Genomic DNA, 16,922 nt, shown 5'->3' on the forward strand with positions numbered 1-16,922 from the left:
ATTTTACTGTTGATTATTATCTTAATTTGTCGACAACCGAAACGATTGCTGCAAGGGTATCCTGACCAAATTGATATGAGCGACGGTCTGACCAACCATAATATGGATCAGGCAAATTCGCGTTATCTTTAAATGGCATCTCAACCGTGTAAGCCAGCGCTTTAAACGCCTCACCTACTGCACAAGAGGCAACTGTTAAGTTAGCTTCACCTGGTGCATCCTTCGGATAGCCAAACTCATCTTGGAACTCTGGTGTGATAGTCAAAAGTGCTGCTTTGAAGTCATTTTCTAACGACTCTAAGCGAGCATCATAACTTGGAATACCTTCACTACCCGCAACAAAGTTGTAAGGTAGTGCTTCATCACCATGAATATCGAGATACATATCAAGGCCTGTTTCATGCATCTTATTTAACACATGAAAAACCTCTGGTGACTTTTCAAGACTTGGCTCAGCCCATTCACGGTTCAAGTTAACACCCACTGCATTAGTACGAAGGTGACCACGCACACTGCCATCAGGGTTCATATTTGGTACTACATAGAATACTGCTTTTGATAGTAACGCTGCGGCATGCGGGTCTTCGTCATCTAAAAGCTTGTGAAGTAAGCCTTCTACAAACCATTCTGCCATTGTCTCGCCTGGGTGCTGACGCGCAGTGATCCAAATTTTCTTTTTACCTTCTTCTGGCTCACCAATTGTCAGTACACTGATATCACGACCATCTAGCGTTTCACCAAGCGTTTCTATTTCACATGCATCATGGCTTTGCGCCCAATAGAGTAAGTCTAAATGACGCTCATAACTATAAGGAGCGAAATAAGCAAAATAGGTATGACTCTGCTCAGGTTCGAAATCAATAGTAAGAGTACCGTTTTCGTATGACGTTGGCACTCGGAACCAAGTTTGACGATCATATGATGCTACCGCTTGATAGTCATCCCACCCTTCAGGGTAAGCCGATTTTTCTAGACCACCAATTTGCATTTTATGCTGTAAAAAAGGTGTGCTTTCTAAACGAAAATGAAACCATTGAAAAAACTCAGATTCATTATCATTGTTGATAGCGAGTTGAATATCGAGTGGCTCGTTAATTTCAAGCACCTTGATATTACCACTGTCAAAATTACTGGTGATTTTCATCCGTAACCTTCTTTTTATAAATTGACGACGCAATAGTCGCAGACAAACATTAACTTTTTGTCTTTATCGTTTAGGAAGTGTAATTCACTTGTAAAAATAATTTTTAAAGAGTATCACACCGATTTAAGTTCAAAAACTAAAAAAGCCAGCTAAAGCTGGCTTTTTATTACTTTTCGCTATTAGCGAGGTAGGCTTGGGTACTGTACTTCAGCCATATCGTGCATAACACGGATAACCTGACAGCTGTAACCAAACTCATTGTCATACCATACGTATAGTACAACACGATTGCCATCTACAATTGTTGCTTGAGAGTCAACAACACCTGCGTAACGGCTGCCTACTAAATCTGTCGAAACGATTTCAGTTGACGCTGTGTAATCAATTTGATCACGTAAATCAGAGTACAGTGATGTTTCACGTAAGTACTCGTTTAACTCTTCAACCGTCGTCTCTTTTTCAAGGTTAAGGTTAAGAATTGCCATTGAAACGTTTGGCGTAGGAACACGGATTGCGTTACCTGTTAACTTACCTTCAAGCTCTGGAAGTGCTTTAGAAACAGCTTTAGCTGCACCCGTTGAAGTGATAACCATGTTAAGTGCAGCTGCACGACCACGACGCTCAGCTTTGTGATAGTTATCAATTAGATTCTGGTCATTTGTGTATGAGTGAACAGTTTCAACGTGACCATTCTTAATGCCATATTTGTCATTAAGCGCTTTAAGCGTTGGTGTAATTGCGTTCGTTGTACAACTTGCTGCAGAAACAATCTTGTCTTCAGAAAGGATATCTTTGTTGTTAACACCGTAAACTACGTTTTTGATGTCGCCTTTTGCAGGTGCTGTAAGAAGTACTTTTGCCGCACCATTTGACTTAAGGTGAAGACCTAAACCATCAGTGTCTTTCCAGATACCTGTGTTATCAACGATTAGTGCATTGTTGATACCGTAAGCTGTGTAATCAATTTCATCTGGAGAGTTTGCATAGATAACTTGGATGTAGTTACCGTTTGCTTTGATTGCGTTACGCTCATTATCAACTGTGATTGAACCATTGAAAGGACCGTGGATTGAATCACGACGTAAAAGGCTAGCACGCTTTTCAAGGTCGCCATCACGGCCACCACGAACAACGATTGCACGTAAGCGTAGATCAGTGTGAGAGCCACCACGCTCGATAAGTAGACGTGCTAATAAACGACCAATACGGCCAAAACCGTAAAGAACAACATCGCGCGGCTCTTGATTATCGCCTTTGTTTACGATGTCAGCTAATTCAGCATTTAGGTATTCTTCAATTGAACGACCTTCGCCTGCATTTTTATGAACGTAACCATAAGCTAGTTTGCCTAGGTCGATACGCGCAGGTGCTAAATCCATTTTGCTAATAGCTTCTAGGAATGGGAAGCTTTCACGTAAGCGTAATTTGCTTTCTTCGAAACGTGCCACAGTCTTGTGAGCTTTGATCACGTCGATTGTGCTTGTATTTACAAGTGGACGACCGTAAACAGCGATTTCAACACCCTTGTTACGGTACAAACGACCAATGATTGGTTGCATGTTTTCAGCATAATCTTGGCGTTCTTGCCAGCTATTTTGATATTCTTGCTCGTGAGATAAGGTCATTTTTTCTGCCTAATTAAACAATTTTTTTGAACGGATAGCCCTTTAGGGCATCGCTATTCTAATTTAAACTGCTACGATTCTCCACTGTTACTGTCTAATTCATTAGGCTAAACTAGCTTGAGTTGTTCTTTTGTGCTGTTCTTACATGCTTCACTATCTTTGGTAATGATGCAAAACACACTGTGTTTACTCTAATTGGCCAACAAAAGCACCTAAAGTAAAATATCAATTACAACAATAATGAGGAAGCAAGATGACATTGCGGACCCTGCTTGCACTAAGTATTTTAACACTTGTAGGATGCGAGCAACCCCTGACATTAAGTAAGGTGTGTGAAGACACCCCTGGGTTTTGTGAAGATTTAAATAAAGATAGTCATTGTAAAGACTTACGATCAGACCTGATTTTCGCCAGATATCACGAATACAAAAATCCGTCTGACGACAATAAATACGATTTACTTAAAAAGTTAGAATCTTATGATTCGTGTGTGTCTCTTGCGGCCAAAATAGAACATATCAAACTAAAAGAAAAAACGACATCCCGAGTCGAAGGCCATTTAACTAGCCTAAAAGAGATGAATCGCATTTTCCAAGATACAGAAAAAACTGACCATCCAGGTCTACTTTATTACCACTGGTCTCGTAAAAATAGTACGCTCGCAATGAACAAACTATTAAATATGCAAGATCAAGAAAATGTAAAAAACGATCCGGAAATACAGTTATTTCTAGCGACTTATTACGCTAAATTTGATGATGAAAAGACCATAGACTTACTCTACCGAGTGCTAGAACTAAACGAAGCTGGACAGCAACCAAAACTTGAAATTTACAGTAGTTTAGTCAGTATTTTCTTCAAACAGAAAAAATATAAACACGCTTATACATTTGCGAAAGTTGCCCAAATGTCAGGTTTTGAAGATATAGATATTTTGCCAGTGACGCATGAGATAACAAGCAGAGGTCGCTCTTTAGGTCCTTTAGATGAGCTTGCAACGCAAACCTATGAACAAATTCAGGCTGGAACATTTGTTTCACCGAGAGATTTTTAAAACTGAAAATTCTCATTAAATAAAAAACCCTAACAACTGTTAGGGTTTTTTTTATGTCTTGGCTAGTTAAGTACTAGTTTATTTAACACCTAGCTCTTCAAGGCGTTCTTGTAAGTAACTATCAGCAGTATAGCGCTCTGATAACACAACTTCAGGTTTAGGATGTAGGAATAACGGTAAAGAAATACGTGAATTCTTCGATGCTTTGCCTGAAGGATTAATTACACGGTGAATCGTCGATGGGAAATAACCACCTGAAGCTTCTTGAAGCATGTCACCGATATTAATAATTAAGTTACCAAAATCACATGGTACGTCTAACCAACCACCGTCTTGCGTTTGTACTTGTAAACCTGGCTCATTTGAAGCTGGTAATACAGTCAGTAGGTTGATATCACCATGCGCAGCTGCACGAATAGCGCCTGGCTCTTCGTCACCTGTCATTGGTGGATAGTGAAGTACACGTAATAAAGTCTGCTCTGAGTCTTTGATCATGTCTTTTAGATCAATAGAAAACTTCGCTTTAACTTCGTCTGGCGCTTGTGCTTGAACCCAACTTAAAAGCTCTGCAGCAAATTCATTCGCGATACGGTAGTACTCACGGATCTCAGCTTCTAATTGCGCTGGTACGCGACCTTTTGGATATACGTGGAAATATTCCTTGATGTCTTTAACAGTAAAGCCTTTCGCAACTTCCGATACTTCTGGTGGGAAGTAACCATCTTGATTATCTTTATCGAACAGGAAGTTGTGTTTCTCTTCTGTGTAGAAGAACTCTTGCCAATTTTTATAAATTGATTCAACTAATTCTTGTGGGATTGGGTGGTTTTTTAAAACGCCGAATCCTGTATTACGTAAAGACTCAACGAATTGCGCAGCTGCGTCTTCTGCGCGGTAATCTACCGTAGGTAATTGTTGCATAATGGTCCACTCAGTTGTGTTTAGTTAAAACAGCTTTTTGATAAGTGTAGCCAATTATTTACTAGCCTTATCAAATAGTGTTGACCCTTGACATAAGAGTGCGGCGAGCATAAGAAAATAGACCGAGCTACATAAGGACTTATGTCCGCCTTTTGCATAAGTGTTAGTCTAAATTGAGATAGATCAATTAATCTAAATTCATAAAAAAGGTTGCATAAATGCAACCTTTTATACTCGAAAGCGGATTATTTACACTCCGGCTTTAGCCCTTTTTGCCAAGCAGAACGTTTTAATGTTTCTGCTTCTGGCATTTTGCTATTTAATGTTTGCATACGTGTGTCTGGTGCTGGGTGAGTTGATAAAAACTCAGGCGAGCGTTCACCCGCAAGTTTATTCATATTTTCCCAAAGTTTTACCGAACCAGTAGGTTCGAATCCTGCTTTCGCCATTAAATCTAGCCCTATTACATCGGCCTCACTTTCATGTGAGCGACTAAAAGGTAAAGCAACACCCACTTGTGCACCGACACCTAAACCTTGCATGATCGCTTGACGATACTCAACATTGCCCATCTGAAGTGCAACGTCACTTGCCTGAAGACCAAACTGCAATAAGCTGTTTTGTGAAACACGCTCATTGGCGTGCTCAGCAATAACGTGGCCCACTTCATGTCCCATAACCGCTGCAAGTTGATGTTGATCTTGTGCAACTTTCAACAACCCAGTGTGTACACCGATTTTCCCGCCCGGTAACGCAAATGCATTGGCACTGTCTTCTTTAAATACTACCACTTCCCAATCTTGATTCGCATATTGCGTTGGCAATTGCGCTATAAGCTTGTCAGCAATACAGCGAACATACCCGTTTGTTTGTTTATTCGTTTCAATTGCCTGTTGCTCTTTCATTTGTGCAAAGCTCGCAATACCCATCTCGTTCATTTTTTGCGGTGAGTAGAGCGCAATTTGTGTTCGCCCTGTTGGCGATGTTTTACAACCAGCTGCCAACAAAGACAAAGCAACAATACCGATCAGTTTTTTCATGATACTTCCTTTAAAGAAGGTTCTATTTATTTCAATATTCTAAATAACAAAATTTAAATGCAAAAGATAATTTCAGAAATAAAAAAACGGGCATCGAGCCCGTTTTAAATAATATAGAAGCAAACTGATTATTCAGCAGCTTTTGATACCATTACCATTGCTGGACGTAATAAGCGGCCATTTAATGTATAACCTTTTTGCATTACCGCTAATACAGTGTTTGGTGATACATCATTGCTTGGTTGAATTGACATCGCTTGGTGGAAATCAGGGTTAAACGTTTCACCTTGAGGGTTAACTGTTTCAACACCAAATTTAGCCACTGCGTCTTCAAAGCTTTTTAGTGTCATCTCAACACCTTCAAGTACAGGCTTCAAAGTCTCATTCTCTTTGTCTGAGAATTCAATCGCGCGCTCTAGATTGTCAATTACTGGTAATAATTCGTTTGCGAACTTCTCAAGTGCAAATTTATGTGCTTTTTCTACGTCTTGTGCGGCACGACGACGAACGTTCTCTACATCAGCTGCTGCACGAACTACACTGTCCTTTTGATCTGCAATTGTCTGTTTAGCTGCTTCAAGCTCAGCATATAACCCTGCAATTTCTTCTTCTGGGCTTAGTTCAGTTTGTACTTCTTCTTGAGCTTGCTGTTGTTCTGCTTCTACTTGCTCAACTGGTTCTACAACTTCTTGCTCAGGGGCGTTATTTTGCTCAGACATTTTTTTCTCCAAAATCTTACAACTGCGGACATTATGGGGATGGAAAAATCAGTTTCAAGTACTCGCTAACGAAAATTCTTCAATTATTGCTTCAATTGGTGCACAAGTTGAACAAATTACACAAAAACGACTTTGATATTCGCCATTTTCAAAATAAGGCAAGCTGAGGACCACCGTTTTTCCAAGTTCATAAGTCGAAAGTTCATTGCCCATGATAAGCGAGACGCCATTTTTGAATGCAAGCTTGTCTTCAACTTCATGGAGAAAACCCACTCCCAAATTGAGCTCTTTATTTGAATCGATTGCATTGTATAAGTGCCTTTCTCCAAGCAAGATACAATTATCAGAACCAAGTTGTTGATGAAGCTGCGAAGTCCATTGTGTTAATTGCGCCATACAGGTTTTTGGTGCGCTATTCGCCATCGCAAACATGCGTTGCAATCCCTCTTTTAACGGCTGCTGGCTAAAGACAGTATTCATCCAAGAAGCAAATTGGTAACGCTGTGCATCAGTTTCGAACTCAGGCTTATCAATAAGAATATTTTGCGATTGCCCTGCTCTATCAATTAACAACACCAACCAAGAGCTACTATCAAAACCTAATACCTCAACTCTAAAAATTAACTGAGAACTGGCTTGTGGTAAACCAACACAACAGCAGACTTGATATTTTTGGGTTAAAGCATGCGCTAGCTCAACCAATTTTGATTGCCCTGGCTGCCAATAATTGCCTATTTCAGGTAAATCGAAATATTCATCTAGCCAATATTTAAAACCTGCTTCGGTAGGCATTCTGCCAGCAGAGGTATAAGGAGAGCAAAGCAAACCAACTTTTTCTAGTCTTGCCATCGCATTTCTCACTGTTGCAGAGCAGACAGCCATACCTTTTTGTTTTGCTATCTTACTCGATGGCACTGGAACGCCTTCACCGTTACAGTACATACTCATTACAGCAGTAAAAATTTGCTGATCTCTGGGACTTAATTTCATACTTGATCCACAGGCCATCAAAAAAGTTTTCTCTTAAATGTTTTTCGGTTAGTCTTGCGCTAACTTAATCAAGGAAAATTATCATGACAAGCCCTTTCAAAACCATAGGCTTAATCGGTAAACCTAATCATAAAGGTGCGGCACTGACATTACACCGCCTTTATACCTTTTTGCAAGCATTAGGATACGAGGTACTTGTAGAAGAGCGTGTTGGCGCACAAGTTAAAGAAATTGCCCCTGAAGGACTCATTGAATTAGTTGAACTAGGAAAGCGCTGTGATCTGGCCATTGTTATTGGCGGTGATGGTAATATGCTTGGTGCCGCTAGAGTACTAGCACGATTTGACGTCGCCGTTATCGGTGTTAACCGGGGTAACCTAGGCTTCTTAACCGACCTTAACCCTGATGGCTTTGAGCCTGCGCTTGAAGAAGTGCTAAGAGGCGAATTCATTGCTGAATCACGCTTCTTATTAGAAGTCGAAGTCTATCGTCATGATGAATTAAAAAGTGCCAATTCCGCCATGAACGAAGCTGTCTTACATGCCGATAAAGTGGCACACATGATTGAGTTTGAAGCATTTATAGATAATCAGTTTGTGTTTTCTCAGCGATCTGATGGTTTAATCGTCTCAACTCCAACAGGTTCTACCGCTTATTCACTTTCAGGTGGAGGCCCTATTCTTACCCCAGAGCTCAACGCTATGGCGCTGGTGCCTATGTTTCCTCATACTTTATCAAGCAGACCTTTAGTTGTTGATGGTGATAAAGAAGTTAGATTAAAACTTAGCTTAGAAAACACCGACAGCTTACAGGTCAGTTGTGACAGCCATGTGGTACTTGCTGTTTTACCTGGTGATGAAGTGGTTATAAAAAAGGCAGAAAAATCTTTACGCTTGATTCATCCGAAAAGCTATTCATACTATGAAGTTCTTAGGCAGAAATTAAATTGGGGTAGTAGACTTTACTAACCTAATTAAACATATCAAAATCGGTACATAACTATCAGGAAGTACACACGTTATGACTTACACTATTATCGCCACCATTGTGCTTTTAATCACTCTTTTAGGCGTATATCTTGTTATCGAAAATAATAGACAAAAAGCGAAGAATGCTGAAAAACAGGTATTCAATCAAAGACACAGTGAAGTAACAGCTCATTTTAAAGCAAAAACTTCTGAGTTTGTTGCTGCTGGCGCTATTCCTTCTAGATACAGTGGCAACATTAACACCATTGTAAATAACTTCTTTGTAGTGCAGGCTCACAGCGAAGATAACCTAAATCAACTTGAGCGAATTGTTGAGTTATTTATTTTGACTGTAGGTGAAGAAGTTCACAAACACCGTGAAAAAGATACAATGGACACACTAAAAGATAAAATGACAGCATTTGCCAAAGAACTACCGACGAGCGGTGTTGCCTATAACAAAAATTTTTATTTTGAATCATTACCATCAATGATAACACTGATTAAGACTGCTGATGTTGCAGATGTTGATGAGGAGCACACTGATGATCAAGATGAAGAACAATCCTTAACTCCTGAGCAGCCTTCTCAGCAAAATTTAGTCACAGCACAAATTTAAATATTGATTTATTTTAAACTACTGTATAGATTAACAGTATAAATACTGTTTGGATATACAGATATGTTGATCAGTCTTGAAATTAGTAATTTTGCAATTGTAAACGATCTATGCATTGATTGGCGTGATGGCATGACAGCCATCACAGGTGAAACTGGTGCAGGTAAATCTATTGCCATCGATGCGCTTTCACTTTGTCTTGGAGAGCGTGCCGATGCAGGAGCCATCAGACCAACCGCTGATCGCGCTCAAATTGTGGCTCAATTTAATATTCAGCAACTCGCAAAAGCTCAACAATTTCTAAAAGAGCATATGCTGAATAACGATGAGCAAGACTGTATTTTGCGCCGAGTGATCAGTCGCAGTGGCCGCAGCAAAAGTTATATCAACGGTGTCTCTGTCACCGCCAGCCAACTAAAAGAGTTAGGCGAATACTTAATTGCTATTCACGGCCAACATGCTCATCAATTGCTTTTAAAAACTGAACATCAGCTTCATTTGATTGATGCTTATGCAGGACATACACATCTACAAGCAGCTGTAAAAAATCAATTTCAGCATTACCAACAGTTACAACGAGAGTATGCCACACTTTTAAAAGAGCAACAGGCGAAAGCGGCACAACAGCAACTGCTAGAATATCAAGTTGCAGAGCTGGATGAATTCTCACTTGAAGCTGATGAGTTTAAACAAATAGAAGAAGAACAATACCGCTTAAGTCACAGCCAAACCATAATTAACACTTGCCAACAAGAGTTAATGGCGCTGTATGAGCAAGATGGTGTCACAGTGTTAAGCCAACTACAGCATAGTGCTCAACAGTTCAACAATTTAACCAATGTTGATAGCAACCTCAGTAATATAGCACAACTGTTAGAAGAAGCGGTTGTTCAAGTTGAAGAAGCTAGCCGTGAAATTCGCGATTACGCAGACCGAGTTGATCAAGATCCGCTTAGGTTACAAGAAGTTGAAGAGCGTTTATCTAAAATCATGGATCTATCGCGTAAACATCATGTTAGACCTGAAGCGCTTTATGAGCATCATCAGTCGTTAAAAGCGCAATTAGACAATATAAGCTCGGATAACGCCCGTATAGATATTCTAGAGCAAGAAATCGCCCAAACACTATCAGCTTACCAACAAGCTGCGATGGCGTTGAGCGACAGCCGCAGCCAGTCGGCGAAAAAACTACAAAAACTTATTAGTGCTAGCATGGATGATTTAGCCATGAAGCACTGTAAGTTTGCGATTGAATTGCAGCCAAAACCAGAACTTAGACCTAATAGTGAAGGTTTTGATGCCATAGAGTTTTTAGTTTCAACGAACCCAGGTCAACCTTTACAAGCTTTAGCAAAAGTCGCCTCCGGTGGTGAACTCTCTCGTATCAGTTTGGCTATTCAAGTGATTATCGCTGAAAAAGTGACGACGCCAACGCTTATTTTCGATGAAGTCGACGTGGGTATTTCTGGCCCAACCGCCTCTCAGGTCGGTAAATTACTTCGTAAGCTTGGGAAGTCGACGCAAGTTATATGTGTTACCCATTTACCGCAAGTCGCGTGTAGTGGTCATCAACAGTTTTTTGTCAGTAAGAAAGTCATCAAAGGGGAAACTTTTACTTCGATGAAGCCATTAGAAGATGCGCATCGTGTTGACGAAATTGCTCGTCTTATCGGTGGTGAATCGATCAGTGAAACCACCCGAGCCAGTGCAAAAGAGCTATTGGCTATACAAGCAGCATAAGCGAGAAGCGAGAAGCGAGAAGAAGATAACAAAAAACCCAGTTTGAAAACTGGGTTTTTTATGGGTAAAAATATCTAATATTGGACTTTACACTTCAAGATAATCCAAAATACCTTCGGCGGCATTACGGCCCTCAAAAATAGCTGTTACAACCAAGTCTGAACCTCTAACTGCGTCGCCGCCGGCAAAGATCTTAGGGTTACTTGTTTGGTGCGTGAAGGCCCCCTGCTCTGGCGCGACAATGCCACCCCAACTGTTAATTTCAACATCGTATTGTGCAAGCCAATCAAGGTTGTGTGGTTTAAAACCAAACGCCATGATCACCGCATCAGCATCAAGCACATGCTCTGTGCCTGGTACTTCTTCCGCACGTTGACGACCTGCTGTATCTGGTTCACCTAAGCGGGTTTCGACCATTTTCACACCAACAACTTTGCCTTCGGCATTTAATTCGATGCCTTTTGGCTGAACATTAAACTTAAAGTTTACGCCTTCTTCTCTGGCATTTTTTACTTCGCGAACTGAGCCAGGCATATTTGATTCGTCACGGCGATACGCACAGGTAACATGCGCTGCGTTTTGACGAATAGACGTTCGTACACAGTCCATCGCAGTATCACCACCACCTAACACAACGACCTTTTGATTCGCCATGCTGATATAAGGTTGTTGAGCTTCATCGTACCCCATCACTCGATTTGTATTACCAATCAAGAAAGGCAGAGCGTCATAAACGCCCTCAGCATCTTCGTTTTCAAGGTTACCGCGCATACTTTGATATGTGCCCACGCCAATGAATACTGCATCATATTCAGCAATGATTTCATCAAGGCTGATGTCTTTGCCAACTTCTGTATTTAACTTAAACTCAACGCCCATCTCAGTGAAAATTTCACGTCGATTTTCCATCACTGACTTTTCAAGTTTGAAAGATGGAATACCAAATGTCAGTAGACCACCAATTTCGGGGTTACGGTCGAAAACAACCGGTTTAACCCCATTGCGTACTAGAATATCTGCACAGCCTAAGCCCGCAGGACCTGCACCGATAATAGCAACTTTCTTGTCGGTCCAAACTACATACGACATGTCCGGCTTCCAGCCTTGGGCAAAGGCTGTATCAGTAATGTATTTTTCGATATTACCGATTGTTACCGCACCAAACTCTTCATTGAGCGTACACGCTCCCTCACACAAACGGTCTTGTGGACACACTCGACCACACACCTCAGGCAAGCTGTTGGTGCGATGTGACAGCTCTGCAGCTTCTAAAATACGACCATTGCGGATCAACTTTAACCACTGTGGAATATAGTTATGCACCGGGCACTTCCATTCACAATATGGGTTACCACAATCTAAACAACGGTCTGACTGAGAATTCACTTGATTTTGTGAAAATGGTTCGTAAATCTCAACAAATGATTGCTTACGTGCTGAAATTGGTTTTTTTCTTGGATCAACTCGTTGCACATCGATAAATTGGTAAACATTTTCGCTCATACTCTTCCCCTTACTGCGCCTGTACTCTTAATTCAGCGCTACTGCGAGCACGATGACCTAATAGGCTCTTTACATCACTTGAAATTGGTTTAACCAGTTTGAATTTAGGTAAATACAACTCAAATTCAGCTAGGATCTGTTCTGCTCGAGCAGAGCCCGTAAGCTCTAAATGCTCAGCAATCAAACCACGTAAGTGCTCTTGATGTGCATTAAGCTCTGACAGCTCAACAATTTCAACCAACTCTGGATTTATACGCTTTTCGAAGTCTGCTTTTTCATCTAACACATAAGCAAATCCACCTGTCATGCCTGCACCGAAGTTGATGCCTACATTACCAAGAACGCAGACAACGCCGCCGGTCATATATTCACAGCCATTGTCACCTAAGCCTTCAACTACTGCCGTCACACCTGAGTTTCGAACAGCAAATCGCTCACCTGCCTTACCTGCTGCGAACAACTTACCGCCTGTCGCACCGTATAAGCAGGTATTACCGACAATACTTGCTTGATGTGACTCAAAGCTTGAACCAACTGGTGGACGAATTACTAGTTTACCGCCAGCCATGCCCTTACCGACATAATCGTTAGCATCACCGACTAAAGTCATTTCAAGGCCACCGGCATTCCAAACACCGAATGATTGGCCTGCAGTGCCGTGTAGTTCAATTGCCACAGGATCTGCTGCCATGCCTTGGTTGCCATGTAAATTGGCAATATAACCAGACAGCATCGCGCCTACCGAACGATCGGTGTTGCTAATACGATTCACCAATGAAATACCTGATTTGCTCTCAATTGCAGCTTGTGCTTTTGATAGCAGTAGTTCATTTAGCTCCCCCTTATAATGAGAGGTATTCGCTGCTGAGCAGTATAAAGTCTCATTAGTTGGGTTATTCGGCTTGGCTAACAGGTCTGATAAATCTAGCTTGCTTTGCTTGCTCGTCTTGCCTTCGATCATTTCTAGTAAATCAGTGCGACCAATTAAATCGACTAAACGAGTTACGCCTAGTTGCGCCATGATTTCACGAGCTTCTTGAGCAATAAACTTGAAGTAGTTCATCGCCATCTCAGGTAAACCATGATAGTGCTTCTGTCGAAGTGTATCGTCTTGTGTTGCAACACCTGTTGCACAGTTATTTAAGTGACAAATACGAAGATATTTACAGCCAAGCGCGACCATAGGTCCAGTACCAAAACCAAAGCTTTCTGCACCTAAAATAGCTGCTTTGATGATGTCTAAACCTGTTTTTAGGCCGCCATCTGTTTGTAGACGAATGCGATGACGAAGACCATTTTCGACCAAGGCTTGCTGAGTTTCAGCAAGGCCCAACTCCCAAGGGCTTCCGGCATATTTAACCGATGTCAGTGGGCTTGCTCCTGTACCACCGTCATAACCTGCAATCGTAATTAAATCAGCATACGCTTTGGCAACACCCGTTGCGATTGTGCCAACGCCAGGCTCAGATACCAACTTAACTGAGATCATCGCCTCTGGATTAACCTGCTTTAAGTCGAAAATAAGCTGGGCTAAATCTTCAATTGAATAAATATCATGATGTGGTGGTGGCGAAATGAGCGTCACACCCGGTACCGAGTAACGTAATTTAGCAATGTAAGGCGTTACCTTTTCACCAGGTAGTTGACCACCTTCACCAGGTTTTGCCCCCTGTGCAACTTTGATCTGAATAACATCGGCATTTCTTAAATAATGCGGAGTGACACCGAAACGGCCTGATGCAACTTGTTTAATTCTAGAGTTTTTCTCGGTGCCAAAGCGCAGTTTATCTTCACCGCCCTCACCAGAGTTCGAACATCCACCTAAGCGGTTCATAGCAATAGCCAGCGCTTCATGGGCTTCTGGTGATAATGCACCAATACTCATGGCCGCTGAATCAAAGCGCTTATATAGCTCAGTAGCTGGCTCTACATCATCAAGGCTGACAGGAGATGTATCTGGTTTAAGTGCTAATAAGTCTCGTAAGTTTGTCACTGGACGGTTATTAACAAGATCCGCGTATTTTAGATAATCTTGATACTCACCAGATTTAACCGCAACTTGTAGTGTTTGAACCACATCGGGGTTATAAGCGTGGTACTCGCCACCGTGAACAAATTTTAATAAACCGCCATGAGACAATAGCTTACGCTTACTAAAGGCGAGCTTATGAAGTTGCGCTTGTTCATAAGCAAAATCTTCAAAATCTGCGCCCTTGATACGGTTAGCCACGCCTTTAAAACACATTTCAACTATGTCATCTGATAGGCCAACAGCTTCAAATAGCATAGAGCAACGATATGACGCGACCGTACTGATCCCCATTTTAGACATGATCTTGAATAGACCCTTATTGATGGCATTACGATAAGCCAGCGTCACCTCGCGGTAGGTTTTATCAATCACTTTACTGTCACACATGGCGACCAGTGTCTCGTATGTTAAATACGGATAAATCGCCGTCGCACCAAACCCTAATAACACGGCAAACTGATGCGGATCTCTGGCACTGCCCGTTTCAACTATGATGTTGGCATCACAGCGTAAATTAGTATTTACCAAACGCTGTTGTACTGCGCCCACAGCCATAGCCGCAGGAATTGGCAACATATCTTTGCTGATATTTCTGTCACTCAAAACCAGCATGACACACCCAGAACGTGCTTTTTGTTCAGCCTCGTCACAGACTCGCTCTAGCGCTGATTTTAAAGACTCAGTTTTGTCATAGTTAAGCTGAATTTTGCAGGCACAGTAGTGCTCATCATCTGCATTCACTAATTGCTGCATATCAGAGAATGTCAGTACCGGTGAGGCAAACTGAAGACGCTTAGCATGGCCTGTGGTTTCATTGAATACGTTTTGCTCACGGCCGATACAGGTCGCCAATGACATTACGTGATTTTCACGAAGTGGGTCGATCGGTGGGTTTGTTACCTGCGCGAATTTTTGACGGAAGTAATCGTACAAAGAGCGATGGCCTTCAGACAATACAGCAAACGGGGTGTCGTCACCCATTGAGCCAGTTGCCTCTTGGCCGTTTTGTCCCATTACTCGAATGACGTTGTCTAATTCTTCATTGCTGTATCCGAATAGCTTTTGATAAGTCAGCAATAATTCGTCGTCAAAATCGCGTACACCCGCATCTTCTTCTGACAAATCTTCAAAAGGTGTAAGACGTTTTACGTTTTGCTCAAGCCAAGTTTTGTAAGGATGACGTGATTTTAAATCTTGATCGATTTCATCAGACTGCCAAATTTTGCCATGAAGGGTATCGATAACCAGCAATTCACCTGGACCAACACGACCTTTTTCAACCACTTCATCGGCTGTGTAATCCCAGATACCGACTTCAGATGCAAGCGTGATAAACCCATCTTGGGTGATCACGTAACGCGCTGGACGTAGACCATTTCTATCTAGGTTACATGCCGCAAATCGACCATCTGACATAACGATACCTGCTGGGCCATCCCAGGGTTCCATATGCATAGAGTTAAAGTCGTAAAAGGCGCGTAAATCATCGTCCATAGCTCGGTTTTTTTGCCATGCAGGCGGCACAAGCATGCGCATAGCACGGAAAATATCCATACCACCGGCAAGGAATAATTCAAGAATGTTATCTAGGCTTGATGAATCTGAACCTTCTTCATTCACGAATGGCGCGGCCGTTTGTAAATCAGGCAATAATGGTGAAGAAAACTTGTAAGCACGCGCTCTCGCCCACTGGCGGTTACCCGCAATGGTATTTATCTCACCATTGTGTGCCAAATATCTAAATGGCTGAGCTAACGGCCAACGCGGTTGCGTGTTAGTAGAAAAGCGTTGATGGAAAACACAGATTGCACTTTTCATGCGCATATCTGCTAAATCTAAATAAAAGTTTGGTAGGTCCACTGGCATCATTAAGCCTTTATAAACCGTTACCAGACCTGAAAGACTAGAAATATAAAACTGGTCGTCTTCAACTAAGCGCTTCTCAATACGACGTCTTGCGATATACAAGCGACGCTCTAGATCTTTTGGACGCCAGCCTTCAGGTGCTGATACAAACACCTGCTCAAATTTAGGTAGTTGCTTTAGCGCAATTGGTCCCAACATACTCGGTTCAGTTGGCACGACCCGCCAGCCAACGAGCGTTAACGTTTCTTTTTCTAATTCTTCGTTAATCACTTTTCGGGCTTGAGATGCAAGCGTTTCGTCAGCATTCAAAAACAACATACCGACAGCGTAATTTTTACCTAAGTGCCAACCGTTTTCAGTGGCAATGGCTCGAAAGAAGCTATCAGGTTTTTGAAGTAATAAACCACAGCCATCACCTGTTTTACCATCTGATGCAATACCACCACGGTGTTGCATTCGGTCTAACCCTGTAATTGCATTGCGGATCAGTTTATGACTTGCTTGCCCGTTTATCTGAGCAATTAAACCAAAACCACAATTATCTTTTTCTAACTTAGAGTCATATAGCATGCACCCCTCCCCCTGCTACATCTATGGTCGGAAATGAACAAGACGATTGTTCCGACAGATATTCAAAACTAGCTTTGTTTTAAAATGGAGTCAACAAAATTATGAATAGATATTCATTAACTTGAATATTT

The 16,922-nt window shown here is 41.7% G+C and carries 12 protein-coding genes; 4 read left to right on the top strand and 8 right to left on the bottom strand.

The window, feature by feature from the left end; all coding sequences use genetic code 11:
* Nucleotides 1-16 precede the first annotated feature (16 nt).
* Nucleotides 17-1,144, bottom strand: coding sequence for a M14-type cytosolic carboxypeptidase (locus tag ACH784_RS10725; RefSeq protein WP_404390057.1), 1,128 nt, complete (start codon nucleotides 1,142-1,144; stop codon nucleotides 17-19).
* A gap of 179 nt (nucleotides 1,145-1,323) precedes the next feature.
* A complete protein-coding gene (locus ACH784_RS10730) occupies nucleotides 1,324-2,769 on the bottom strand; it encodes a glyceraldehyde-3-phosphate dehydrogenase (protein WP_404390059.1) in 1,446 nt (481 codons plus the stop codon).
* A gap of 253 nt (nucleotides 2,770-3,022) precedes the next feature.
* On the opposite strand from ACH784_RS10730, the gene ACH784_RS10735 reads away from it, so the two are divergent.
* Nucleotides 3,023-3,823 (top strand): DUF2989 domain-containing protein, encoded by an 801-nt coding sequence (locus ACH784_RS10735; protein WP_404390061.1) that lies wholly within the window; start codon nucleotides 3,023-3,025, stop codon nucleotides 3,821-3,823.
* Between the two features lie 78 nt (nucleotides 3,824-3,901).
* Here the strand turns inward: ACH784_RS10735 and ACH784_RS10740 are convergent, their stop codons facing one another.
* The 4 genes from ACH784_RS10740 to ACH784_RS10755 form a co-directional block, all read right to left on the bottom strand.
* Entirely contained in the window at nucleotides 3,902-4,744 is an 843-nt protein-coding gene (locus tag ACH784_RS10740; RefSeq protein ID WP_404390063.1) for an isopenicillin N synthase family dioxygenase, read from the bottom strand.
* Between the two features lie 245 nt (nucleotides 4,745-4,989).
* On the bottom strand, nucleotides 4,990-5,784 hold the full coding sequence (locus ACH784_RS10745) for a M48 family metallopeptidase (protein ID WP_404390065.1): 795 nt from the start codon (nucleotides 5,782-5,784) through the stop codon (nucleotides 4,990-4,992).
* A 128-nt stretch (nucleotides 5,785-5,912) separates the two neighbouring features.
* Complete coding sequence (gene grpE / locus ACH784_RS10750) at nucleotides 5,913-6,503, bottom strand: nucleotide exchange factor GrpE (protein ID WP_404390067.1); 591 nt, start codon at nucleotides 6,501-6,503, stop codon at nucleotides 5,913-5,915.
* A gap of 54 nt (nucleotides 6,504-6,557) precedes the next feature.
* On the bottom strand, nucleotides 6,558-7,493 hold the full coding sequence (locus ACH784_RS10755; protein WP_404390069.1) for an HrcA family transcriptional regulator: 936 nt from the start codon (nucleotides 7,491-7,493) through the stop codon (nucleotides 6,558-6,560).
* An 83-nt stretch (nucleotides 7,494-7,576) separates the two neighbouring features.
* On the opposite strand from ACH784_RS10755, the gene nadK reads away from it, so the two are divergent.
* The 3 genes from nadK (at nucleotide 7,577) to recN (ending at nucleotide 10,820) form a co-directional block, all read left to right on the top strand.
* Nucleotides 7,577-8,461 carry an NAD(+) kinase gene (nadK, locus tag ACH784_RS10760; protein ID WP_404390071.1) on the top strand — a complete coding sequence of 295 codons (885 nt, stop codon included), beginning with the start codon at nucleotides 7,577-7,579 and terminating at the stop codon, nucleotides 8,459-8,461.
* A gap of 52 nt (nucleotides 8,462-8,513) precedes the next feature.
* Nucleotides 8,514-9,080, top strand: a complete 567-nt coding sequence (locus tag ACH784_RS10765; protein WP_404390073.1) for a hypothetical protein — start codon at nucleotides 8,514-8,516, stop codon at nucleotides 9,078-9,080.
* Between the two features lie 63 nt (nucleotides 9,081-9,143).
* Nucleotides 9,144-10,820 carry a DNA repair protein RecN gene (gene recN / locus ACH784_RS10770; protein WP_404390075.1) on the top strand — a complete coding sequence of 559 codons (1,677 nt, stop codon included), beginning with the start codon at nucleotides 9,144-9,146 and terminating at the stop codon, nucleotides 10,818-10,820.
* Between the two features lie 87 nt (nucleotides 10,821-10,907).
* Here recN and ACH784_RS10775 read toward each other — a convergent pair whose 3' ends face one another.
* Both ACH784_RS10775 and gltB read right to left on the bottom strand, forming a co-directional pair.
* Nucleotides 10,908-12,323: an FAD-dependent oxidoreductase gene (locus ACH784_RS10775; protein WP_404390077.1), complete on the bottom strand. Its 1,416-nt coding sequence runs from the start codon at nucleotides 12,321-12,323 to the stop codon at nucleotides 10,908-10,910.
* A 10-nt stretch (nucleotides 12,324-12,333) separates the two neighbouring features.
* Nucleotides 12,334-16,791: a glutamate synthase large subunit gene (gltB, locus tag ACH784_RS10780; protein WP_404390079.1), complete on the bottom strand. Its 4,458-nt coding sequence runs from the start codon at nucleotides 16,789-16,791 to the stop codon at nucleotides 12,334-12,336.
* Nucleotides 16,792-16,922 lie beyond the last annotated feature (131 nt).

Source organism: Pseudoalteromonas phenolica (assembly GCF_044788725.1).
GTDB lineage: Bacteria > Pseudomonadota > Gammaproteobacteria > Enterobacterales > Alteromonadaceae > Pseudoalteromonas > Pseudoalteromonas phenolica_C.